Below are 23,825 nucleotides of genomic sequence, written 5' to 3'. Positions count from 1 at the left end.
CCGGCGGATACCATTCATCGACCTTCCCGCACGTTCGCCATCCCCATCCGGAACCTGACTGCCTGATCCCGCGCCGGCCATCGCGAACGTCGATGGATGCGCCGGACGCATCGACGCCAACAGAAAACAATGACGACAACCTATCCGCTGCACGACACATTGACGCACGCCGACACGGCGTTTCCGGCCGAAGCAGACATCGTGATCGCCGGCGCCGGCATCATGGGCTGCGCGGCCGCGTACTACCTCGGCCTGCGCGGCCTGAAGGCCGTCGTGCTCGACAAGTCGCGCATCGCCGGCCAGCAATCGACGCGCGCGTGGGGCTTCGTGCGGCAGCAGGGCCGCGAGTCCGCCGAAGTGCCGCTGATGATGGCCGGCATGCGGATCTGGGAAGGGCTCGAGCAGGCGCTCGGCTTCGACCTCGAATGGCGGCAGGGCGGTTGCCTTTATATGGCGGACAACGACGACGACTGGGCGTCGTTCCAGGCGTGGCTCGCCGTTGCGCGCGAACACGGGCTCGACACGCGCACGCTGACGCGTGCGGAAATCGACGAACGCGTGACCGGCCTGTCGACGCAAGCACGCACGCTCGGCGGGCTGTATACGGCGACCGACGGGCAGGCCGAGCCGCGCCGCGTGGCCGCCGCGTTCGCGGCCCGCGCGACGGAAGCCGGCGCACGTTTCTTCGAAGGCTGCGGCGTGACGGCGATCGAGACGGCCGGCGGCGCGGTCGTCGGCGTCGTGACCGAGCGCGGCACGATCCGCACGCGGCGCATGATCTGCGCGGCCGGCGCGACCAGCTTCCGGCTGCTCGACGGCGTCGGCATCCGACTGCCGCAGCAGGCCGTGCGCGGCACCTGCATGCGCACCAACGTGCTGCCCGACGTGTCCGCGTCGACGATCTGGGGGCACGGCCTCGGCATTCGGCAGCGCAGGAACGGCGCGATCAATCTCGCCGACGACATGCAGGTCGACGTCGACCTGACGCTCGGCCACCTGCGTGGCTTGAGCCTGTTCTGGCCGGAATTCTGGTCGCAGCGCGAGAAATTCCGGCTGCATCTGAATGCGGCGGCGTGGCGCGATGCCTGTGCGCGCATCGGCGGCGGAGGCGGGCCGATCGAGCCGCGCGATCCGCAGCCGCAGCCGAATCGCGCGCATGCGCCGCGCGCGCTGGCGAAGCTGAAGGCGATCTTCCCCGCGCTGAAGGACGCACAGATCGTCGAGGCCTGGGCCGGCCTGATCGACGTGGTGCCCGACGGCATTCCGGTGATCGACGCGCCCGGCACGCCGTCCGGGCTCGCGATCGCGACCGGCTTCTGCGGACACGGCTTCGCGATGGGGCCGATCGTCGGGCGGCTGCTGGCCGAATGGATCGATACGGGTGAGCCGTCGCTCGACCTGTCGGCGTTCCGAGCACGGCGTTTCATCGACGGGACGATGGTCCGGCCGCGCAGCATGCTGTAGCGGACGGCCGGTCGCGGACGGCCGGTCGCGGACGACCGGTTGCGGACGGGCCCCCATGTTCCCGTCGTAGAATCGAGCCCGCATCCATCAGGAGAATCCCCGTTGGCAACGCCCACCGACAAGCGCCGCTCGTTGCGCTCACGCCTGCGTCGTGCCCGCGATCCGTGGCAGGCGCCGCGTGCGCGCACGCTGTTCACGCGTCCCGCGACGTCGCCGCGGCGCACGCTGCTGTTCCGTCTCGGCGCGGTCGTGGTGCTGTGCGTGCTCGCGTTTCTCGTGCTGTATCTCGATCGCGACGGCCTGCGCGATTCGACCAAGAGCACGCCGATGAACGTCGCCGATCTCGTGTACTTCACGATGGTCACGGTCGCGACGGTCGGCTACGGCGACATCGTGCCGGTCACCGCGCGCGCGCGTCTGATCGACGCGTTCTTCATCGTGCCGATCCGCATCGGCATCTGGTTCATCTTCCTGGGCACGGCGTATCAGTTCGTGATCCAGCGCGTCATCGAGGAATTCCGCATGAAACGCTTGCAGAAGCAACTGTCCGATCACATCGTCGTGTGCGGCTACGGCCTGTCGGGGTCGATCGCCGTGCGCGAGCTGCTCGAAAGCGGCGTCGATCCGTCGACGATCATCGTGATCGATGCGCAGCAGCAGGCGCTCGAGGCCGCGACGTCGCTCGGCGTGACGGGGCTGCTCGGCGATCCCGCGCACGAGGATCTGCTGCAGCAGGCGCAGGTGCGCGCGGCGAAGGCCGTGATCATCTCGGTGACCGACGATCCGACCGCGATCCTGCTGACGCTGTCGGTGCGCAGCATCGCGCCCGAGACGAAGATCGTCGTGCGGATCCAGGAGAACCTGTATCAGCGGCAGTTGCGGCAGGCGGGTGCGGACGTGATCGTGTCGTCGACGAAGATCGGTGCGCTGCTGCTCGCGGATGCGGTGCATAGCCGCTACATCGTGCCGTTCGTGAACGACATGCTGTCGACGCGCGGGCGGGCGACGCTGCTCGAGCGCGAGGCATTGCCGCACGAGATCGGCTGCATGACGAACGTCGTGCCGGGCGCGATCGTCGTCGGGCTCGATCGTTGCGGGAAGATCCATTCGTTCTACGAGGATCCGCCGTGCCGGATCGAGGCGGGCGATACGCTCGTCGTGATTCAGTCGGCGAGGATTCCGGATCCGGACGTGTGACGGCCGTGTGTAAAAGGAAACGGCATCGACACCCGATGTCGCGCCGCGGCCGGCGTATCCCCCTCTTGATAAGCCGCCGCGTGTTTTTTAGTATGAAGTAATCGCGTCGCGCGCCTGCGCACGAGCGCGGTCACCGAGGAGACACATGCAATCCAGGTCGGCGGCTCCCTATACCATCGTCGTGATAGGCATCGTGGTCGCCTGCGCGCTCATGGGGCTTTGCGTGCTGCAACTGCTCCAGAGCCGCAACGACGCGCTCGAGCGAGCGAGCGAAACCTCCCGCAATCTCGGGCTGATCGCCGAGCGCGACATCGAACGCAATTTCGAACTCTATGACCTGTCGCTGCAGGCGGTGATCGCGGGGCTTCAACGTCACGACCTGACGGCCGCGCCTGCGAGCGTGCGGCGCGCGGTGCTGTTCGACAACGCGATGACGGCACGATTTCTCGGCTCGATGCTGGTACTCGATGCCAGCGGCAACATCATCCTCGATTCGGCCAACGACCAGCCGCGCCACGGCAATTTCGCCGATCGCAAGTACTTCACCGTCCATCGTGACAATCCGGATGCCGGACTCTATGTGAGCGACCCCTATCCGTCGCGCCTGCGCGGGGGCGCGCTCAGCATCGGGCTGACGCGGCGGATCTCGAACCCGGACGGCTCGTTTGCCGGGGTCGTGGTCATTGCGGTCAATCTCGAGTATTTCCACCAGCTGTTTGCGGGCCTGTCACTGGGGCAGCATGGTTCGATGTCGCTGATCGGCAGCGACGGCGTCATGGTGATGCGTCAGCCATACGACGTCCGCACCATCGGCCGCGACATCAGCCAGGCCGCGACCTTCAAGCGATTCCAGACCGCGCGGGAGGGTGTGTTCTCGGAAACCGCGTCGCTCGACGGCGTGCGCCGGCTCTACTACTTCAGGCATCTGCCGAAGCTGCCGTTGATGATCATGGTCGCCGAAGCGGAGGAGGATATCTTTGCGGCGTGGCGGCACCGGGCCGTGACGATCGGCGCGCTGGTGGCGATGTTCGGCGCCGCGTTCATCGCGGTGTCCTTCATGCTCGGCACGCAACTCCGGCGCCGGATACGCGCCGAGTCGGAACTCGTGCTGCTCGCCCGCACCGACGGTCTCACCGGCCTGAACAATCGCCGCAGCTTCGCGGAAGTGCTGGATCACGAATGGCGTCGCGCGCGGCGGGCGCGATCGGTGTTCTCGCTGTTGTTCGTCGATGTCGACCGCTTCAAGGCCTACAACGATACCTACGGCCACCAGGCGGGCGACGACGCGCTGGCCGCGGTGGCGCGCTGCATCGGCGACAACATCCGGCGGCCGGCCGATACCGCGGCCCGCTACGGCGGGGAGGAATTCGTCGTGCTGCTCCCCGACACATCCGAGACAGGTGCCGCTCAGATCGCCGAGCGAATTCGTGCGGCGATCGACGAGCTGGCGCTCGAGCACGCCGGCAGCGAGCATGGGCGTGTCACCGCCAGTATCGGCCTCGCGAGCTGGACGCCCGAGCACGATGAGGAGGCCGGCAGCGTGATCAAGGCTGCCGACGAGGCGTTGTACTACGCGAAGGCGACCGGCCGGAACAAGGTCGCCGCGTTTCAGCCGCCGGCATGACGCCGGGCACGACACGCCGGCGCGTGGCAGCATGAAAATTGCCTCGCGCCCGCCGCGGCGCGATTGCGCATGCGCGCGGCGTCCAGGCGCACGCGGCCGGGCAACTTTATGACGTACACCGAATAATTTATCGATTTATATCGGTTGGGAATACCGGATCGCGAGAACAGAATCGTCGCTTCCGGAACCCGAACGCATGCGTGCCGACGCTCCAGCATCCGCTTTTCAAGTGATGGCGATCGAGCATGCACGTGTCGGGTTCCTGTCTCCATGTGGACATCGCCGGCCATGCGGCGAACAAGGGAATGCGATGAGTTCGATCGATCTGAACGCTGTCACGCCGGTTTCCGCGCCCATCCGCTCCGCGAGCGATGTGGCGCGCCTGATCAATACGGCGGACAGCTCCGTCAGCCATGCACGGATGATCGTGCTGCTCGCGCTCGGCGGCGTGTTTCTCGATGCGTACGACCTGACGACGCTGTCGTACGGCATCGACGACGTCGCGCGAGAATTCGGCCTGACGCCCGCGCTGACCGGGCTGGTCGGCTCGGCGATCATGATCGGCACGATCTTCGGCAGCCTGATCGGCGGATGGCTGACCGACAGGATCGGTCGTTATCAGGTATTCATGGCCGACATGCTGTTCTTCGTGGTCGCGGCGATCGCGGCCGGGCTTGCGCCGAACGTCTGGGTGCTGATCGCCGCACGCTTCGTGATGGGCCTCGGGGTCGGCATCGACCTGCCCGTGGCGATGGCGTTTCTCGCGGAATTCTCGAAGTTCGACGGCCGCGGCAACAAGGCGTCGCGGCTCGCCGCGTGGTGCCCGATGTGGTACGTGGCGTCGTCGGTGTGCTTCCTGCTGATCTTCGGCATGTACTTCCTGCTGCCGGCCGAGCATGCGGGCTGGCTGTGGCGCGCGTCGCTGATCTTCGGCGCGGTGCCCGCGCTCGTCATCATCCTGGTCCGGAATCGCTTCATGAACGAATCGCCGTTGTGGGCCGCGAACCAGGGCGACCTGGCCAATGCCGCGCGCATTCTTCGCGAGTCGTACGGGATTCACGCCCACGAAGCGGAGGACGCGCCGCGCGCGCCGAGCCAGCCGCCCGTGCGGATTCGCGTGCTGTTCCAGCGTCCGTATCTCGGCCGCACGATCGTCGCCAGCGTGATGAACCTGTGCATCCCGTTCGAATACACGGCGATCGCGTTCTTCCTGCCGTCGATCCTGTCGCAGTTTCTCGGCGCGGGCGTGTTCGAGACGATCGCGGCGTCGCTCGCGCTGAACGTGCTGTTTGCGTTCACCGGCGGATTGCTGGGCATGCGCCTTGCCTATCGCTATCCGTCGCGTCATGTCGCGATCGCGGGTTTCGCGCTGCAGTTCGTCGCACTCGTCGCGCTCGCGCTGACGGGGCATCCGCACGGCGCGCTCGCGGTCGGCCTCGTGCTGCTGATGCTCGGCACCTGGCTGTTCGCCGAAGGCTTCGGGCCGGGCGCGCAGATGATGATCTATCCCACGCTGTCGTATCCGGCGGCCATCCGCGGCACCGGTGTCGGCTTCGGGCGGTCGCTGTGCGGGATCGGCCAGGCGCTCGCGCTGTTCGTGCTGCCGATCCTGCAGGCCCGCCTCGGCACGGACATGTTCTGGATCGTCGCGGTCAGCGCGGCCACGCCGATCGTGTTTCTGTGGATCGTGCGTCATGAACCGACGGCGCGCGATATCGATGACGAGGCGGCCGTGTGAGTGCCGGCTTTGCCGGGACCCTCAACAAGTTCGCCGCGATGCCGGCCTTCGCGCTACAGTGGGCGTCATTCGCCTTCAGTCGAAGGCCGACCCGGGGTTGAACCATGCACCTCCAAACCGGCAACCTGTTCAGCATCGAGGGAGCGCGCGGCGACGACGAGCGCGTCGACGTGCTCGTCACCGGCGCGCGCCTGAACGTCGAGCGGATCGTGTCGATGGGGCACACGAGTCCCGACGGGTTCTGGTACGACGATTCGCGCGCCGAATGGGTGGTGCTGCTGTCAGGCGCGGCGGTGCTCGAGTTCGAGGCGGACGCGACGCTGCACGACATGCGCCCCGGCGACTACGTGCTGATCGAACCGCATTGCCGGCATCGTGTCGCGTGGACGCATCCTGACGAGCCGAGCATCTGGCTCGCGATCTATCACGATCGATGAAGCGTGCGGCGATTTACTGGCTTGGCCGGCGCCGGCTGAAGCGCTGCTCGATGACGTGGGTTCCCCATTGCGCGCCCTCCGATTCGCTGGTCAGCGTAAAGCCGAACGATTCGTACAGGTGACGTGCCGAATCCAGCCCCTTGAACGTCCACAGGTAAGTCTCGCCGAACTGCTGCGCGTCGACGAAATGCATCGCGCGCGTCATCAGTTGCCGCCCGATACCGGAACCGCGCAATACGTCGTCGACAATGAACCATCGCAAATGCGCGACGCCCGTGGCTTGATTCCCGTCGATTGCGACAGAGGCGAGCGCGCGGCCGTTTTCGGCATGGAGCCACAGAGCCTTGCCTGCGGCTGGCAGGGTGCCGGCAAATTCCGCGAGCTCGGTGGCAACCTTTTTCTCGAAGAAGGCGCCAAACCCCCAGTGTTCCGAATAGAACCGCGCGTGAAGGCTTGCGATGTCGCCGATACAGCCGGGTTGGTAGCCGTCGACAATCCGCGCGGCGTCCGGTTTCGGCGTCGGCGCCCCGGCAACGTTGTCTTGCGCGAGTGCATCGCTATAAAGGGCGAGGGCGCGGACGAGGGTTTGCTGGTCCGCCGGAACCATCCGGCGTAAAGCGTTCGACACCTGACGTGTCGCAAACTGGTCGATCTTTTCGCGAAGTTCTTGCCCGTCGTCAGTCAGGTACAACTCCGTCGCACGCGCATCGTCGGGCGAGATGCGGCGCGTCACGAAGCCGGCCGCTTCGAGCCGGGAAAGCTGCCTGCTCGTGTTTGACTTGTCCAGACGCAGGATGCTGCCCAGATCCTTTGCGCTGATGCCGGGCGCCATGCCTATTTCGAGAACGGCGTGAACCGCCGACGGCGCCAGATCGCTATCGGCCAATGTCGCGCGCATGAAACCCAGTTCGCGAACCAGCTTGCGGGAAAAATCGCGAAGCTCGAGGATCGTTGCATCGCGAGGCTTCGCGGGAATATCGATGAGGTCCATGACCAGTCCGACGGAAAGTTGCGAGTCGCAAGTAATAATAGTTGCGACCCGCAACTTGTCAAGGACGACTTCGTGGGGACACCGGGCAGCGTGACCGACATCGCGGGCCGGTGTGGCGAAAAAGGAGCGGCGGCTCGACCTATCCGCGTCCCACGAACGGCATCGTGGTCGCCATGATCGTCATGTTCAGGATGTTCGTATCCAGCGGAAGATTCGCCATCTGAACTACCGCGTTGGCGACATGCGTGACATCCATCCGTGCTTCGGGCGCCATGCGTCCGTCCGCCTGCGGCACGCCTTCCGTCATCCGGTCCGTCAGCGACGTCGCCGCGTTGCCGATGTCGATCTGGCTGCAGGCGATGTTGTACGCACGGCCGTCGAGCGCGAGCGACTTGGTGATGCCGGCCACTGCATGCTTGGTGGCCGTGTACGCGATCGTGTTCGGGCGCGGGGTATAGGCGGAGATCGAGCCGTTGTTGATGATCCGGCCACCCTGCGGCGTTTGTGCCTTCATCAGGCGCCACGCGGCCCGCGCACACAGAAAGACGCCCGTCAGGTTCGTCGCGACGACGTCGTTCCATACGCCGACGTCGTATTCGTCGAGCGGAACGGCCGGCGCGTTGCGGCCGGCGTTGTTGAAGAGGACGTCCAGCCGTCCGAACCGCTGCGCGATCTGGGCGAACGCATGTTCGACCGACGTTTCGTCGGTGACGTCGGCCGGAAACATGTGCGCGTCGCCGTGGGCGGCGACGATCGCCTCTTTCGTTTCACGCAACGATGCTTCCTTGCGTCCGATCAGCGCGACGGCAAATCCGGCGTTGGCGAGCGCGATCGCTGCGGCACGACCGATGCCGGAGCCGGCGCCCGTGACGGCGGCGAACTGCTTCGAGACAGACATGGCTTGATTCCCTGCGGGTTGGGGGGTGGAAAGAGGCGGCGGGTGCGCGATGGACTCGCCGTGCGCCGGTCGAAGCGACATCGTACCGCGGCGTACCACGGGTTTCGCCGCGCGCGCCGCTATTTCCTGCGCGCCGGTGCGGCCTTCCGTCCGCGCGTTCCGGCTTCCGCGAACAGGCCGACCACGACATCCCGCAACCACCGGTTGCCTTCGTCCTGATTCACGCGCGTATGCCACAGCATGTGAATCGGCGCGCCCGGCAGCGTGACCGGCAACGCGCGCCAGCCCAGCGAAAACGGCGCGGCGAGCTGCAACGCGAGGTGTTCCGGCACGGTCGCGATCAGGTCGGTGCGCTGCAGGATATAGCCGACGCTCATGAAATGCGGCACCGTCAGCCGCACGCGGCGCTTCACGCGACGCCGCTTCAGCCATTCGTCCACCTGCCCGTGACCGGTGCCGGCCGACACCACGACGAGATGCTCGGCGTCCCGCCACGCGTCGACCGTCAGCGGCGCGTCTTCGAGCGGATGCCCGCGCCGGAACAGGCACACGTACCGCTGATCGAACAGCCGGCGCTGATAGAAGCCGCCCTGCAGTTGCGGCAACAGCCCGATCGCGAGATCGACGCGGCCGTCGGCCATCTCGTCGGCGAGGTTGACGCTCGTGTTGCGCACAGTATTGAGTGCAATGCCCGGTGCCGCGCGCGAAAGATGTTCGAGCAGCGCGGGCAGGAACACGACTTCGCCGATATCGGTCATCCCGATCGTCATCGTGCGCGACGCGCGCAGCGGATCGAAACCGGTCTCGGGGTTGAGCGCGGCATGAAGCGTCGACAGCGCGTGCGCAACCGGTTCGGCCAGGCGCAGTGCGAACGGCGTCGGGACCACGCCGCCCGGCCCGCGCACGAACAGCGGATCGCCGAGCCGGCGGCGCAGCTTCGCGAGCGCGTTGCTCACGCCCGGCTGGCTCATGTTCATCTGCTCGGCGACGGTCGACACGCGCCGCTCCTGCATCAGCCGCTGGAACAGCAACAGCAGGTTGAGGTCGATTTCGCTCAGTTCCATGGTTCGGCGTGGCCTCCGGTCATTCCGTTCAGTGATGAAGCAGATTCCGTGCATTTTATTGTGGGATGAGGGGGCGCTGCTGACAATACCGATACGGCGCCTGCATTCGACAGGCGCGCCTGGCAGGCCACGCGCGCCGCGGCCTCGACCATTCATCATCTGAATATCGGAGACACGTTCATCATGCAGACGAATCTGAAGATCGCGATCGTCGGGGCCGGCATCGGCGGCCTGACGCTGGCGCTCGCCTTGCGCGAGCAGGGCATCGACGCGCAACTGTACGAGCAGACCGACGTGTTGCGCGAGGTAGGGGCGGCCGTCGCGCTGTCGGCCAACGCGACGCGCTTCTACGAACGGATGGGATTACGTCCGGCTTTCGACGCGGTGTGCGCGGAGATTCCGGGCCTCGTCTATCGCGACGGGCGCAGCGGTGCGGTGATCGGCCATCATCGCGGCGAACCCGACTATCGCCGCCAGTTCGGCGGCTCGTACTGGGGCGTGCACCGCGCGGACCTGCAGGCGATCCTGTCGAAGGCGGTCGGGGTCGAGCAGATTCATCTCGGCCATCGGCTCGTCGATCTCGCGCAGCATCCGGATCGCGTCACGCTGTCGTTCGACAACGGCGAACGTGTCGATGCCGATCTCGTGATCGGCGCGGACGGCGCGCGTTCGATCACGCGGCGCTGGATGCTCGGCTACGACGACGTGCTGTATTCGGGTTGCTCGGGTTTTCGCGGCGTGGTGCCGGCCGAGCGGATGGACCTGCTGCCCGATCCCGAGACCATTCAGTTCTGGGTCGGACCGCACGGCCACCTGCTGCACTATCCGATCGGCGACAAAGGCGACCAGAACTTCCTGCTGGTCGAGCGTCATCCGTCGCCGTGGCCGTCGCGCGATTGGGTGATGCCGGCGGAAGAGGGCGAGCAGTTGCGCCTGTTCAGGGACTGGCATCCGGCGGTGGTGCAGATGATCACCGCGGTGCCGATCAGCCAGCGCTGGGGGCTGTTCCACCGGCCGCCGCTCGGCCGCTGGAGCCGCGGGCGCGTGACGCTGATCGGCGACGCCGCGCATGCGCTGGTGCCGCATCACGGGCAGGGCGCGAATCAGTCGATCGAGGACGCGATGGTGCTGGCCGCGCAACTGGCGAAGGCGGGGCCCGGCAACTGGCGCGAGGCGCAGGAAGCGTACGAGCGGCTGCGGCGCGGCCGCACGCGCAAGGTGCAGTACGCGTCGATCTCCGCGGCCGACGTGCTGCATCTGCCCGACGGGCCGGCCGCGCAGGCGCGCAACGCGCGTCTCGGCGAGCGCGACAGCGTGCTGCATCACCTGGACTGGATTCACGATTTCGACGCGCTCGCCGATGAACCGAGCGAGCGGCAGGGCGGGACGTGGCTTTGAGCTGAAAGGTGCGGCGCGATCAGCGGTGGTGCGTCGGGCGACCGGTGCGACAGTGACGCGGTCGTCCGCCGGGAAAGCGGGGCGGCCGCGTTGCCGTCACGCGTAGTCGGCCACTCGTTGCGCATCGCGCTTGATCTGCTCGATGTCGCGAAACCGAGCGGCCGGATGCGCGTCCGGCAGCCGCGCCGCGCTGCCGAACAGCTTCTCGCGCAGCGTGCCGGGTGCGTATTCGGTCGGATAGACGCCACGCCGCTGCAACTCCGGCACGAGGTAGCGGACGATGTCCTCGAAGGTTTCGTGCGCAACGGCATACGCGAGATTGAAGCCGTCGACGTCGGTCGCGGCGACCCATTCCTGCAGGATGTCCGCGACGGTCTGCGCGGAGCCGACGAACACGGGCCCCATTCCGCCGATGCCGCCCCAGGCCGCCAGTTCCTCGATCGTCCACGCGGTGTCGCCGCCCGCCAGATGCTCGACGGCCGACACGATCGCATTCGTCTCGACGCGTCTGACGGGATCGGTCGGCGCGTACTGGCCGAAATCGATGCCGGTCCAGCCGGACATGAACACGAGCGAGCCGTCGTACGACACATAGCGGCGGTACTCGTCGAACTTGGTTTGCGCCTTCTCGTCGGTCTCGTCGACGATCACCGTGACGAGGTTGTAGATCAGCACGTCGTGCGCGTCGCGGCCCGCGGCCGCCGCCTGCGCGCGCACGTCGGCGACATAGCGCGCAAGCTGCGGGCGGGTCGGCGCGGCGACGAACACGCATTCGGCGTGCTGCGCGGCGAACGCCTTGCCGGGGCCGGACGCGCCGGCCTGGAACAGCACCGGCGTGCGCTGCGGCGACGGCTCGCACAGGTGATAGCCGGGCACGTCGAAGAAGCGCCCCTTGTGGCCGATCTCGTGCACCTTCTCCGGATGCGTGAACACGCGACCGTCGCGATCGCGCACGACCGCGCCGTCTTCCCAGCTGCCTTCGAACAGCTTGTACAGCACCTCCACGTATTCGGCCGCGACCGCATAGCGGTCGTCATGCGTGCGCAGTCCGTTGTCGCCGACATTCTTCGCGCCGCTTTCCAGGTACGACGTGACGATATTCCACGCGAGCCGGCCTTTCGTGTGATGGTCGGCGGTCGACAGCCGGCGCGCGAACGTGTACGGATGCTCGAACGTCGTCGACGCGGTGATGCCGATGCCGAGATGCTCGGTCGCCATCGCGATCGGCGCGGCCTGGTGCAGCGCGTGGTAGTTGCTGCCCTGGTAGACGTCGTAATAACCGATCACGTCCGCGATGAAGATCGCGTCGAAGATCCCGCGTTCGAGCACGCGCGCGAGATCGGTCCAGTAGTCGAGATCCTTGTATTGCCACGAACGATCGCGCGGATGCGCCCACAGGCCGGGTGACTGATGGCCGACGCAGTTCATCTCGAACGCGTTGAAGCGGATGGTCTTGCTCATCGTGCGACCTCCGTTTCCTTGCCGGCGTCTGCACTTGCACCGTTGCCGACGCGCCAGACGAACGGCGGCGTGCGTCCGTTGATGACCCAGTCGCCGACGATCCGCGCCTTGTACACCAGCGGATTGTGCGACGACACCGTGCGCGCGTTGCGCCAGTGCCGGTCGAGCGCGGTCGTGCTGCGCGTCGCGGACGCGCCGAGTGCGTCGAACAGGCGCGTGGCCGCGCGCAGCACGAGTTCCGACACGACGAGCTGGCTCTGCGCGGATTCGATTTCGGCCGCGACGTTCGCGGCGTGTTCGGCTTCGTCGTCGCCGCCGAAGCGTGCGACATACGCCTGCTGCAACGGCTGCGCGGCGCGCAGCGCGAGCGCATCGGCCGCATAGGACCACGACGCGATTTCGCCGATCACCTGCTGGAGTTGCGCATCGTCGCCGGCGCGTGCGGCGTTGCCGTGGCTGTACACGCGCGTGCGGTTGCGCACGAGCTCGCCCGCGTCGCGCACGATTGCGTGGCCGATGCCGGCCAGCGTGGCGACGTGGAACAGCTGGTAGAACGCGGTCTGGTATTTGAAGCGGCGCGCGAAATCGATCACGTTGTCGGCGTCGACCGCCGCATTCTCGAAGCGCGTCGTGCCGCTGCCGGTCGTCGTCTGGCCGAAGCCGTCCCAGTCGTCGTCGCGGATCACGCCGGGCTGCGCGGTGGCCACCGCGACGATCACGTCGCTGCCGTCGTGTGCGCGCTGCGCGAACACGTCGATCCAGTCCGCGAACAGGCTGCCGGTGCTGTAGAACTTCCGGCCGTTCAACACGAGCCGGCCGTTCTGCTCCGATACCTTCGTGATGGTCTGGCCGAGCGGGACGTCCCCAGCTTCCGACCACGCGTTGCCGACGAGCTGGCCGCTCGCGAAGCGATCGAGCCACGTCGTGCGCTGCGGCCCGGGCGGCGCGTTCAGCCAGTCCTCGACGAACGCGAAGTGGCCGCGCAACGCTTGCGGCAGATTGGAGTCCGCGGCGGCGAGCTCGGTCAGCAGCCGGAACAGCTGCGGCAGCGACGCACCGGCGCCGCCGTCGCGTACCGGCAGCCGTACCGCGCCGAAGCCGGCGGCCTTCAGCCAGCCGATCGCTTCGTGCGGCAGTGCGCGGCGGCGTTCGCGCTCGGCGGTGCCGGCGGCGATGCGGTCGAAGAGGGGGCGAAACCGGCTCGCGAGTGCGTCGTAGTCGGTGCCGGTGGAAAGATCGGTATCTGCGTGCGACGAAGTCATGCGGTGTTCCTCGAAAGGCGGGGCCGTTTGCACCGGGAGGTCAGTATAGGAAGCACGACACGCGCGTTCCAATAACGGATTCGCAGATCGTTATCGTCGCTGCGCATTACGCGGATCGGCGACGGGCGGCGTCGACGCTCGGGCATCGATTGCGACGCCGAAGCACGGGGTCGCGCGCCGTGCTTCGGCATGTCGTTTGTTATCCGAAGGAATATCGTTACGAGAATCGCTCGGTTTGCCGGCCTGCGGCGCGCTGCTAGATTGAATGCTTTCGTCATTCGACAGGAGAACCTGATGTCAGATACGAGCGCGACGATTCAGGCGCGACCGGCCGACGCAAAGCCGCAAGTGGCCCGCGTGATTGCCGACGACGCACAGGCGATCGCGGTTGCGCATGCACTTGCGCAGCGGCTGGCGGAAGGGGCGGCCGAGCGCGATCGCGAGCGCCGGCTGCCGCGCGACGAGATCGAATGGTTCTCGCAGTCGGGGCTGTGGGCGATCACGGTGCCGAAGGCATACGGCGGCGCGGGTGTGTCGCATGTGACGCTCACCGAGGTGATCAAGATTGTCGCGGCGGCCGACGGGTCGCTCGGGCAGTTGCCGCAGAACCACTTCGGGCTGGTCGACGTGATCGCGCTGACTGGCACCGACGCGCAGAAGCGCCATTTCTTTGCGGAGATCCTCAGCGGCAAGCGCTTCGGCAACGGCTTCTCGGAGAAGGGCACGAAGCATGTGCTCGACCTGAAGACACGCGTGCGGCGCGACGGCGACGACTATGTCGTCGACGGCACGAAGTTCTATTCGACCGGTGCGCTGTTCGCGCACTACGTGCCGGTGCTCGGCCTCGACGATGCACGGCAGGCGTGGCTCGCCTACATTTCGCAGCCGACGCCGGGGCTGACCGTGATCGACGACTGGTCGGGTTTCGGGCAGCGCACGACCGCGAGCGGCACGGTGGTGCTCGACGGCGTGCGCGTGCCGGCCTCACATGTGCTGAACGCGCAGCGCGTATCGGACGAACCGACGCTCAACGGCCCGCTGTCGCAGATCATCCAGGCGGCGATCGATGCCGGCATCGCGAAGGCTGCGATCGCCGATACGGAGGCGTTCGTGCGCACCCGCACGCGGCCGTGGGTCGACAGCGGCGTCGAGCGGGCGGCCGACGATCCGTTGATCGTCCGCGAGATCGGCCGCCTGCATATCCAGCTGCATGCGGCCGAAGCGCTGCTCGAACGCGCGGCGCGCACGCTGGACGCGATCGGCGCGCGCGGCACGGTGACCGACGACGATGTCGCGCGTGCGTCGGTCGCGGTCGGCGAGGCGAAGGTGCTGACGACCGAGATCGCGCTGCTCGCGGGCGAGAAGCTGTTCGAGCTGGCCGGCACGCAGTCGACGCTCGCCGAACACAATCTCGACCGGCACTGGCGCAATGCGCGCACGCACACGCTGCACGATCCGGTGCGGTGGAAGTATCACCTCGTCGGCAACTACTACCTGAACGGGGTGCGGCCGGCGCGTCATGCGTGGAATTGAATCGCGTGCGGTCCGGCGGGCGCGCCGACTCGTGCGGTGCACCGGGAACGGCGACTCGATGGAGGATGACGCGTCGGATAGCCAGCGTGCGGCTGCCTGACGCGTCATCCGGTCTCGTTACTTCACGCACTCCAGTGCGTACTTCAATCCCTGCCCGAGCAGCCCGCGCCACACTTCCCACGTATGCCCGCCGTCGACGATGCGCAGCTCGGCCGGGTTCTGCGCGCGGCGCAGTTGCGTGTACAGCACGCTCGATTCGGCCTGGATCGTGAGGTCGTCGTCACCGGCCGCGATGAACATCGGCACGCGCCAGTTGCGCGCGAAATAGCCGCGCAACAGCGCCGGGTAGTTCAGTTCGTGCCACACGCGCGGATCGAACTGCCGGTCGCCGAACACGCCGACATAGCGCGCGGCGGAATTGAGCGGCGGCTCGTTCGCGTAGATCGCGGGGCTCAGCAGCATCGCGCCACAGAACAGGCCCGGTTCGAGCAGCGAGAATCGCAGTGCGCCGAAGCCGCCCATCGACACGCCGCCGATCGCGCGGCCCGCGCGCTGGTTCGACACCGCGAAGTGCGCTTCAACTTCCGGCAGCAGGTCGTTCAGGAACGCGCTCTGCATCTTCTCCTTGCGGTCGACGTACCAGTCGGTGCCGCCTTGCGGCATCACGATCACGACGGGCGGGATCTCGCGGCGCTCGATCAGCGTGTCGGCGGTGGCCTGCAGCCGGCCCTGCGTGATCCAGTCGTTCGCATTGCCGGCATTGCCGTGCAGCAGGTACAGCACCGGATAGCGCGCGCCTTCCGGGTTGTAGCCGGGCGGCAGGTAGACCGTGTACGACCAGTCGCGCTTCAGGGACGCCGACCGGAACGCGCGCAGCATGACGCTGCTGCCCGGATTGACCGGCGGCTCCTGGGCGGCCGGCGCGACCGTTGCAGGCGGGACGATCGCGGCAGCTGGCACGGACGGCGCCGGCGAAACGGCGGGCCCGCCCGGCGTGGCGTGGGCGGTGGCGATGGAGCCGGCGATCAGGGCGACGGCGAACGGAAGGGCGAGTCGGCGCATGGCGAAGCGTTTCAGGAGAAGCGCCCGCTATCGTAGCAGCGGCGCATGACGGCGCGGCGCATCATCGCCGCGAACGGAACGGGAACGGCAGCCGCGACACGAGCGGCGCATGGAGCTTCGCGACGAGATACAGCAGGCCCATCGCGACGACGTCGGCGGCCAGGCCGAGCGGCACGTTCAGGTAGCCTTCGGTCGCCTGGTAAAGCAGCGAGTCGACCGCGAGCGAGATGCCGGTGCCGGCGACGAAGCACAGGAGCCCCTGGCGGCCGATCGTGCCGATCCACGGCATCGCGTGCGCGACCTTCTTCATCCACCCGAGGTGCACGAGCTTGGCCGCGAGCCACGCGATCGCGAGGAAGTTCGCGAGCCGCAGCGCGCCGAGGTTCTGCTTGATCGACGGATCGGTCGGGAACGGCTCGATGCGCAGCCGGTAGTACGCACCGGCCGCGACGATCGCGAGCGACACGGCCGTCAGCAGCCAGCCCTGCGGCTTCGGCGCGAGGGTCTGGTAGACGGGCTGGCAGCGCGCGATCACGCCGAGCACGAACAGGAACTGCCACGCGAACGGGTTGAAGTCCCACGGCGCGCCTTCGACCGTCGGCAGGAAGCGCGCGATGTGCGGCGCCGCGTACCAGAGCGAGCCGCTGAACGCGAGCATCAGCCACGGCTGCGTGCGTGCGAGCGGCAGCGCAAGCGGGACCAGCAGCGCGAAGAACGCATACATCGGCAGCACCGACGCGAGATACGGCTGGCGGCGGAACAGCAGGATGTCGCGCAGCGCGGCAAGCGGCTTGTGGAGCAGGCCGTCGAGATCGTTGGTCGGCATGTTCGGGCCGTCGATCGAGAACGCGTTCAGCACGGCGGTGATCAGCAGCATCAGGCCGGCCGTCACGAGGAACGCACGGTAGATCTCGAACGCACGGCGGATGAAACGCTGGCGCGCGGCGGCCTCGTCGTGCCGCTCGGCGAGCGAGTTGTACGCGATGGCGGTCGCGAAGCCGCCGAGGAACACGAACACCTCGGCCGCATCGCAGAGCGCGTACGCATGCAGCGTCACGCGCGACAGGATGCTGCCGCCGATATGGTCGACGACGATCACCAGCAGCACGAGGCCGCGGAAGAAATCGAGCTCGGCGTAGCGACCGGCCCGGGCGGCGGCGGTCATCGGGCCGCCTCCCGGCGCGCGCCGCGTGCGCGGCCGGCACCCGCCGCGCATGAATCGGGGTGAAGCATGACTTCGTGAAGAAATGACGAACGGATGCGCATTGTGCCACCGATGCGACGCCGCCCGGGTTTACGCGGATGGCGGGCCGGCCAGTCGTTGCCGGCAAGCCTGGTCAGGCAATCGGACGAACGGCGCAGTTGGACGAGCGCAACGCTTTGCGCACCGCGCCCACGCCCCGATAGACGGGCGGTTTGCGACGTGACACCATTTTGTCCTCGCGGCCGCACACCGCGCAGTCCGCCCTGCGGGCCACCCCTATAAAACAGACCAAACAATCGCCGGGCGAACGACCTGCCCGGCACCCGGCTCCGGAGATCCGTCATGAAGAAGCACGTCATTTTTGCCGCCGCGCTGGCCGCTTTTGCCGCGCCGGCCTTCGCGCAGGACAGCGTGACGCTGTACGGCCTGATCGACGAGGGCTTCAACTACACGAACAACGTGAACGTGAATGGGGTCGGAAAAGCGAATTACCAGCTCGCGAGCGGCTATGCGCAGGGCAGCCGCTGGGGCCTGAAGGGCAGCGAGGACCTGGGTGGCGGGCTGAAGGCGATCTTCATGCTGGAAAACGGCTTCGACGTGAACAACGGCCGGCTCAACCAGGGCGGCCGGATGTTCGGCCGCCAGGCATTCGTCGGGCTGAGCGCGTCGCGCTTCGGCACGCTGACGTTCGGCCGTCAGTACGATTCCGTCGTCGACTATCTCGCGCCGCTGACCGCGAACGGCAACTGGGGCGGCACGCTGTTCTCGCACCCGTTCGACAACGACAACACGGACAACTCGTTCCGCGTCAACAACACGGTCAAGTACGCGAGCCCCGACTGGAACGGGCTGTCGTTCGGCGGCACCTACAGCTTCAGCAACAGCACCGGCTTCTCGACCAACCGCCAGTACAGCATCGGCGCGCAGTATTCGCTCGCCGGGCTGCAGGTCGCGGCCGCGTATCTGCAGGCGAACAGCCCGGGCGTCGGCAGCGCGGGCGCGATCGCGGCCGACGATGCGAATTTCATCGCCGACCGCCTGCGCATCTTCGGCGGCGGCGTGAACTACACGTTCGGCCCGGCGACGGTCGGCTTCGTCTATACGAAGACGGACGTGAAGAACCCGGTGTCGACCGTCTATCTGCCGGCGTCGACGTTCTCGGGCCTCGGGCTGACCGCGACCAAGTTCCAGAACTTCGAGATCAACGGCAAGTACCAGCTCACGCCCGATTTCTATCTCGGAGCGCAGTACGTATACACGGACGGCAAGTTCGATGCCGCGGCCGGTCCGTTCAAGCCGAAATACCACACCGTCGGGCTGATGGCCGACTACAGCCTGTCCAAGCGTACCGACGTCTACCTGCAGGGCGCGTGGCAGAAGGTCGCCGGCGACAAGACGGGCACCGCGGCCGACGGTGGCTATGTGATCGGGACGGACGGTCCGTCGTCGTCGGCGAACCAGTTCGCGGTGCGCGCCGCGATTCGCCACAAGTTCTGATGTGCTGACCGGCCGGTGTCCGGGGCGGGTTGCCCCGGCGCCGGCTGTCGTCATTCCGCCCGGTGCGTGTCGTCGAGCGTGTGCGCGAGCCAGTCGACGAAGATCCGCACGCGCGGGGCGAGATGCCGGCTGTTCGGAAACACGACCGACACCGGCAGCGGCGCGGCATGCCATTCCGGCAGCACCTCGACCAGCGAGCCGTCCTCGAGCAGCGGTGCAAGCCCGTCGCGCGGCGCCTGGATCAACCCGAGGCCCGCGATGCAGCACGCGAGATACGCGTGCGAGCTGTTCACCGCGACCACGCTGCGCATCTTCACGGTTTGCAGCGCGCCCGAATCCATGTCCGCATATTCCCAGTCCAGCTCGCGGCCCGTGCGGCTCGAGAAATAGCCGACCGCGACGTGGTCGGGCAAATCATCCGGCGAGCGCGGCGTGCCGTATCGCGCAAGATACGCGGGCGACGCGCAGTTGATCTGCGCCATCTCGCCGACGCGGCGCGCGACCAGCGACGTGTCGGACAGCACGCCGACCCGCACCGCGCAGTCGACGCCATCGGCGACGAGATCGACGAAGCGGTCGGTCGTGCCGAGCACGACGCGCAGGTCGGGATATCGCGCGTGGAAATCCGGCAGCGCCGGAATCACCTTGTCCAGCGCGAAGCGCTCGGGCAGGTCGACGCGGATCAGGCCGCGCGGCGATGCACCGGCATCGTCGAACAGCGTCTCGGCGTCGTCCAGATCGGCCAGCAGCCGCGTGCAGCGCTCGTAGTAGGTCGCGCCTTCGGCGGTCAGTGCGACCCGCCGCGTCGTCCGCTGCAACAGGCGTACGTTCAGGTGCTTCTCCAGATACTGGACGGCATTGCTGACCGTCGGGCGCGGCAATTGCAGCTGCTCGGCCGCTTTCGTGAAGCTGCCGAGGTGGGCGACGCGCGCAAAGATGCGCATTGCATGCAGATGGTCCATGCGGGGCGGGAGCGTGGGCGGATGGGGGCAGCCTCCATTGTTGATCAGCATCGAATGATTGGGTTGGGCGTTTCGCGTTCATTGCATCCGTGATCGCATGGGTGCTGGCCGCACCGCGACGGCATCGTGCCGCTGATCGGCGCGCAAGCGCATTCAGATTCAGGACGCATTGCAATCCTCTATTTCGCAACTAACGGTCAATGATCCCGATGACATCGAAACGGCGGTTCCCGCCGGGGCGGCTGTCGGCGAGCGTTATCCGGCCCCGGATGGCGCGCCTCGACAGCGAGCAGGGACGGGGGCCGGCGCATGGGGCCTGAACGGAGAGCCTGGCGGGGTGATGAGGCGACGGGGCGCGCTGGGCGAGCCCGAGCCAGCCTCAGGCAAAACCAGATGGCGGGCGGCGTGACGGTGGTTCACCATCGGCGCCGTATTCACCGGACGGAGCGCCTTCCATGCAAGTTCATACGCTGACGATCATCGTGCTGGTCTTTCTGCTGGCCGGCGCGGTCAAGGGCATGATCGGCCTCGGGCTGCCGACGATCGCGATGGGGCTGCTGACGCTCGCGATGCCGCCGTCCGCCGCGGCGAGCCTGCTGCTCGTGCCGTCGTTCATCACCAATGTGTGGCAGTTGTGGCTCGGCCCGTCGTTCGGGCCGTTGCTGCGGCGCTTGTGGCCGCTGCTCGCCGGGCTGACGATCGGCACGCTGACGGGCGGGCTGCCGGCGCTCGCGGCCGGCAGCGCGTGGACCCACGCGGCACTCGGCATCGTGCTGGTCGCGTACGGCTGCTGGGGGCTCGCCGCCGCGCGGCTGCCCGCGCCGGGCCGTCACGAACCGTGGCTGTCGGCCGCGGTCGGCTACCTGACGGGCGTCGTGACGGCCGCGACCGGCGTGTTCGTCGTGCCGGCCGTGCCATACCTGCAGGCGCTGCGCCTGTCGAAGGACGACCTGATCCAGGCGCTCGGGCTGTCGTTTACCGCGTCGACGATCGCGCTCGGCCTGCAGTTGCACGTGACGGGCGCGCTGCAGACGGTCGATCTCGGCGTATCCGCGCTGGCGCTCGTGCCGGCGCTCGCCGGGATGATCGGCGGGCAATATGCGCGGCGCGTGATGAGCGAGAAGGCGTTCAAGCGCTGCTTCTTCGTCGGGATGATCGCGCTCGGCGCCTACATGGCCGTGTCGGGGCTGCGGTAAGCCGTGACGGCCGGCATCGTTACAGCTGCGCTTCGATCGCGGCCTTGTCGATCACCGACCATACCTGCCGGATCCTGCCGTCGTGAAATTCGTAGAACACGTTCTCGGCGAACGTGACGCGCGTGCCGTCCACGGCGAGTCCCATGAATGTCCCTTTCGGCGCACAGGCGAAGCGAAGCCGGCATGCGATGCTCGGCGGTTCGCAGACGAGCAGCCGGATCTCGAAACGGAGATCCGGAATGTCGCGAAAATCCTGCTCCAGCATCGCGCGGTAACCGGCGAGGCCGAGCGGCCGGTCGTTGTGGATCACGTTGTCGGCGACGTACCGGCCGAGCGCCGGCCAGTCCTGCCGGTTCAGGCAGTCGATGTAGGCGCGGTAGTGCGTGGCGAGGTCGGGTTCGGTCATGGCGGCGGTGTCTCCTCGTGTATCGCCCAGGCTGTTGCGGAGGGCGCGCGGCGTTCAGTGCGGCGGTGTTTCGCACGACAGATACGACACGAATGCCTGCGTGTACTTCGGCAGTGCATCGAACGATCGCGCGCAGAGCGTCAGCTTGCGGTGGCTCCACGCGTCGGACAGCTCGACGAGCCGCACGTCCATCGTCTGCATCGCGCGCTCGGCCGCATGGCGCGACACGATGCCGATCCCCACGCCGCTTTCGATCACGCGGCAGATCGCATCGAAACTCTTCAGCTGCACACGGTAGCGGATCCGCTTGCCGAGCGCACGCGCCTGGTCCGCGAGATGGACCTGCAGCGCGCTGCCGTCGGTCAGCCCGATGAAGTCCACGTCGGCGATCTCGTCGAACGCGACCTTGTCGCGCGCGGCGAGCGGATGTCCGGCCGGCACGACCGCGATCAGCCAGTCCTCGCGGAACGGCTTCTGTTCGAGCCCGCCGAGCCCGACCGAATCGGCGACGATGCCGACCTCGGCCGTCTTGTTGCGGATCGCATGCACGATTTCCTGGCTCGAGCGTTCCTCGACGCTGATCGACAGTTTCGGATGATGCGGCAGATACGCGGCAAGCGCGTCGGGCAGGTATTCGCTCAGCGACGCCGTGTTGCACAGCAGCCGGATGTGTCCGCGCAGCCCCTGGCCGTATTGCTGCAGTTCGCCGCGCATGTGGTCGATCTGCTGCAGCACCGTGCGCGCGTGGTGCTCGAGCGCGCGGCCGGCGTCGGTCACCTGCGCGCCCGCCTTGGTCCGGTGCAGCAGCGGCACGCCGAGTTCGTCCTCCATCCCGCGGATGCGCTCGCTCGCGGCCTGCAGCGTGATGTGGGTCCGCTCGGCGCCGCCGGTGATCGTGCCGGCCTCGCAGATGTTCAGGAAGAGCCGCAGGTCGGTCAGGTCGAAGCGCATGGTGGGGTGGGGCGCGTGAGGTTTGGTATGGCCGATAACTTAGCAGGAACCGCCGCGCCGGTCTCAGGCTGGGCCTGAGACCCCGTTCGCCGGTTCCGCATTTTCGGGGCGGGATCGATGCCGGATCATGGCCGCATATCAACCGGGGGAGACTGTCATGCGCGTCGATTCGTCGTGGGGTGTGTCGTTCAAGATCGCGCTGCACCTGCTGTTCCTGTGCATCGGCGTCGCGTGGGCCTGCGCGGAGCTGGTCGACTGGCTGCGTTGAGCGGGCGGCCGGCGCGACCAGCCGTGCGGTGAAAGCCATTCGAAATAATGGCACGTCACGAAATTTCTTCCGCACTGCCCACCCAATACCGTCAAGTTTTTCCGAATTCGACCGTATTACCGGTAACAAGCGTCTGCCGGCGCCCGGTTCGTGATCGTTTGTCATCATTGTTTGCATCCGGTTACACGTCGGCCGTTCCGTTTTTGAGATGCTTGAAAGATTGTCAAACCGGAGTCGATCGTCCATGAAACTGCGCGAGATTTGCCGCAAGTCGGCGTGGCTGTCCGGCCTGGCCGCCGTGCTCGTCATGGCCGGTTGTGCCGGCACGCAGTCCGTTCCGCCGAGCGACACGCTGGCGGGCGCGCCGTCGGGCCAGCCCGCCGCCGCGCCGGTGGCCACGCCAGCGGCGCCGCCGGCACCTATTCTCGTCGCGCAGAAGTACGTGGTGAAACGCGGTGACACGCTGTCGGGCATCGCATCCGCGAACGACTGCAGCGTCGCCGACCTGCGTACGTGGAACAAGCTCGACGCGCGCGGCAAGTTGCGCATGGGGCAGGTGCTGCGCATCGTCCGGCAGCAGCCGTTGCCGGCGCCGGGCACGAACGGCAGCACACAGGCGGCCGCGCCGGTCGCCGCGAGCAGTGCGGCGGGCACCGCGCAGGCGAGCGCGTCGACGGCGAGCGACCGGCAGGTCGTGAAGGAAACCAGGCGGCATGCGGGCGCGGTGGCGCTCTCGTGGCCCGCGCGCGGCAGGATCGTCGACGCGTTCCGGCCGGGGCAGAACCGCGGTATCCAGATCGCCGGCCGGCCGGGCGATCCGGTTCGCGCGGCGGCCGACGGTCGCGTGATGTACGCGGGCACCGGCCTGAACGATTACGGCACCTTGATCATCGTCCAGCACAACGCGGATTTCCTCACGGCCTATGCGCACAACCGCAAGCTGCTCGTGAAGACCGGCGACATCGTGCGCCAGGGCGACGAGATCGCGGAGATGGGCGACCTCGACAACTCGCGTGTCGCGCTGCTGTTCGAAGTGCGGCGCGACGGCAAGCCCGTCAATCCGATGCCGTACCTGCCTTCGTCGCAAGGCTGACACGGGCCGCGCCGCTGGAACGCGGCCGCGGTCGCTGCTACGCTAGGGTCTGTTCATGCGAGTCCCGCCGCATGCGGGGTCGACGGACGTCTTCGGGGATGCGCGGCGTATGCCGTCGC

The 23,825-nt window shown here is 67.4% G+C and carries 20 protein-coding genes and 1 pseudogene; 11 read left to right on the top strand and 10 right to left on the bottom strand.

Annotated features, from left to right (window positions below; genetic code table 11):
* The first annotated feature begins 129 nt into the window (after window positions 1-129).
* The 5 genes from DIE23_RS22235 to DIE23_RS22215 all read left to right on the top strand — a co-directional run bounded on the left by DIE23_RS22235 (window position 130) and on the right by DIE23_RS22215 (window position 6,460).
* Window positions 130-1,464: an FAD-binding oxidoreductase gene (locus DIE23_RS22235; RefSeq protein WP_124614110.1), complete on the top strand. Its 1,335-nt coding sequence runs from the start codon at window positions 130-132 to the stop codon at window positions 1,462-1,464.
* 102 nt (window positions 1,465-1,566) lie between these two features.
* On the top strand, window positions 1,567-2,661 hold the full coding sequence (locus DIE23_RS22230) for a TrkA family potassium uptake protein (protein WP_124614109.1): 1,095 nt from the start codon (window positions 1,567-1,569) through the stop codon (window positions 2,659-2,661).
* 145 nt (window positions 2,662-2,806) lie between these two features.
* Entirely contained in the window at window positions 2,807-4,285 is a 1,479-nt protein-coding gene (locus DIE23_RS22225) for a sensor domain-containing diguanylate cyclase (protein ID WP_124614108.1), read from the top strand.
* Between the two features lie 310 nt (window positions 4,286-4,595).
* Complete coding sequence (locus DIE23_RS22220) at window positions 4,596-6,023, top strand: MFS transporter (RefSeq protein WP_124614107.1); 1,428 nt, start codon at window positions 4,596-4,598, stop codon at window positions 6,021-6,023.
* A gap of 104 nt (window positions 6,024-6,127) precedes the next feature.
* Window positions 6,128-6,460 carry a cupin domain-containing protein gene (locus DIE23_RS22215; RefSeq protein ID WP_124614106.1) on the top strand — a complete coding sequence of 111 codons (333 nt, stop codon included), beginning with the start codon at window positions 6,128-6,130 and terminating at the stop codon, window positions 6,458-6,460.
* A 13-nt stretch (window positions 6,461-6,473) separates the two neighbouring features.
* On the opposite strand, the gene DIE23_RS22210 is transcribed toward DIE23_RS22215, so the two are convergent.
* From DIE23_RS22210 to DIE23_RS22200, 3 genes are all read right to left on the bottom strand, one after another.
* Complete coding sequence (locus DIE23_RS22210; RefSeq protein WP_124614105.1) at window positions 6,474-7,451, bottom strand: helix-turn-helix domain-containing GNAT family N-acetyltransferase; 978 nt, start codon at window positions 7,449-7,451, stop codon at window positions 6,474-6,476.
* Between the two features lie 139 nt (window positions 7,452-7,590).
* Window positions 7,591-8,349, bottom strand: coding sequence for an SDR family oxidoreductase (locus DIE23_RS22205; RefSeq protein WP_124614104.1), 759 nt, complete (start codon window positions 8,347-8,349; stop codon window positions 7,591-7,593).
* Between the two features lie 119 nt (window positions 8,350-8,468).
* Entirely contained in the window at window positions 8,469-9,413 is a 945-nt protein-coding gene (locus DIE23_RS22200; RefSeq protein WP_124614103.1) for a LysR family transcriptional regulator, read from the bottom strand.
* A gap of 183 nt (window positions 9,414-9,596) precedes the next feature.
* Between DIE23_RS22200 and DIE23_RS22195 the strand changes: the two genes are divergently transcribed.
* Window positions 9,597-10,811: an FAD-dependent monooxygenase gene (locus DIE23_RS22195; protein ID WP_124614102.1), complete on the top strand. Its 1,215-nt coding sequence runs from the start codon at window positions 9,597-9,599 to the stop codon at window positions 10,809-10,811.
* A gap of 96 nt (window positions 10,812-10,907) precedes the next feature.
* Here the strand turns inward: DIE23_RS22195 and DIE23_RS22190 are convergent, their stop codons facing one another.
* Window positions 10,908-12,272: an LLM class flavin-dependent oxidoreductase gene (locus DIE23_RS22190; RefSeq protein WP_124614101.1), complete on the bottom strand. Its 1,365-nt coding sequence runs from the start codon at window positions 12,270-12,272 to the stop codon at window positions 10,908-10,910.
* Window positions 12,269-13,534 (bottom strand): acyl-CoA dehydrogenase family protein, encoded by a 1,266-nt coding sequence (locus tag DIE23_RS22185; protein WP_124614100.1) that lies wholly within the window; start codon window positions 13,532-13,534, stop codon window positions 12,269-12,271. Before DIE23_RS22185 ends, DIE23_RS22190 begins: the two co-directional genes overlap by 4 nt.
* A 294-nt stretch (window positions 13,535-13,828) precedes the next feature.
* On the opposite strand from DIE23_RS22185, the gene DIE23_RS22180 reads away from it, so the two are divergent.
* Entirely contained in the window at window positions 13,829-15,067 is a 1,239-nt protein-coding gene (locus DIE23_RS22180) for an SfnB family sulfur acquisition oxidoreductase (protein ID WP_124614099.1), read from the top strand.
* Between the two features lie 117 nt (window positions 15,068-15,184).
* Here DIE23_RS22180 and DIE23_RS22175 read toward each other — a convergent pair whose 3' ends face one another.
* Together DIE23_RS22175 and DIE23_RS22170 are read right to left on the bottom strand one after the other, a co-directional pair.
* Window positions 15,185-16,129 (bottom strand): esterase family protein, encoded by a 945-nt coding sequence (locus tag DIE23_RS22175; protein ID WP_124614098.1) that lies wholly within the window; start codon window positions 16,127-16,129, stop codon window positions 15,185-15,187.
* A gap of 61 nt (window positions 16,130-16,190) precedes the next feature.
* A complete protein-coding gene (locus DIE23_RS22170) occupies window positions 16,191-17,294 on the bottom strand; it encodes an OpgC domain-containing protein (RefSeq protein WP_124614097.1) in 1,104 nt (367 codons plus the stop codon).
* 381 nt (window positions 17,295-17,675) lie between these two features.
* Between DIE23_RS22170 and DIE23_RS22165 the strand changes: the two genes are divergently transcribed.
* A complete protein-coding gene (locus DIE23_RS22165) occupies window positions 17,676-18,830 on the top strand; it encodes a porin (protein ID WP_124614096.1) in 1,155 nt (384 codons plus the stop codon).
* A 50-nt stretch (window positions 18,831-18,880) separates the two neighbouring features.
* Here the strand turns inward: DIE23_RS22165 and DIE23_RS22160 are convergent, their stop codons facing one another.
* On the bottom strand, window positions 18,881-19,792 hold the full coding sequence (locus tag DIE23_RS22160) for a LysR family transcriptional regulator (RefSeq protein ID WP_124614095.1): 912 nt from the start codon (window positions 19,790-19,792) through the stop codon (window positions 18,881-18,883).
* A gap of 117 nt (window positions 19,793-19,909) precedes the next feature.
* On the opposite strand from DIE23_RS22160, the pseudogene DIE23_RS40310 reads away from it, so the two are divergent.
* Window positions 19,910-20,112 (top strand): annotated as a pseudogene (locus DIE23_RS40310) (aldo/keto reductase); the annotation flags it as partial.
* Between the two features lie 135 nt (window positions 20,113-20,247).
* Window positions 20,248-20,988, top strand: a complete 741-nt coding sequence (locus DIE23_RS22150) for a sulfite exporter TauE/SafE family protein (RefSeq protein WP_124614094.1) — start codon at window positions 20,248-20,250, stop codon at window positions 20,986-20,988.
* Between the two features lie 19 nt (window positions 20,989-21,007).
* On the opposite strand, the gene DIE23_RS22145 is transcribed toward DIE23_RS22150, so the two are convergent.
* Both DIE23_RS22145 and DIE23_RS22140 read right to left on the bottom strand, forming a co-directional pair.
* Window positions 21,008-21,394, bottom strand: coding sequence for an ester cyclase (locus DIE23_RS22145; RefSeq protein WP_124614093.1), 387 nt, complete (start codon window positions 21,392-21,394; stop codon window positions 21,008-21,010).
* Between the two features lie 54 nt (window positions 21,395-21,448).
* Window positions 21,449-22,345, bottom strand: coding sequence for a LysR substrate-binding domain-containing protein (locus DIE23_RS22140; protein WP_124614092.1), 897 nt, complete (start codon window positions 22,343-22,345; stop codon window positions 21,449-21,451).
* Between the two features lie 512 nt (window positions 22,346-22,857).
* Between DIE23_RS22140 and DIE23_RS22135 the strand changes: the two genes are divergently transcribed.
* Window positions 22,858-23,706, top strand: a complete 849-nt coding sequence (locus tag DIE23_RS22135; protein ID WP_124614091.1) for a peptidoglycan DD-metalloendopeptidase family protein — start codon at window positions 22,858-22,860, stop codon at window positions 23,704-23,706.
* Window positions 23,707-23,825: the final 119 nt, after the last annotated feature.

The organism is Burkholderia sp. Bp9143 (assembly GCF_003853645.1).
Taxonomy (GTDB): domain Bacteria; phylum Pseudomonadota; class Gammaproteobacteria; order Burkholderiales; family Burkholderiaceae; genus Burkholderia.
This window is presented reverse-complemented; position numbering and strand designations above follow the sequence as displayed.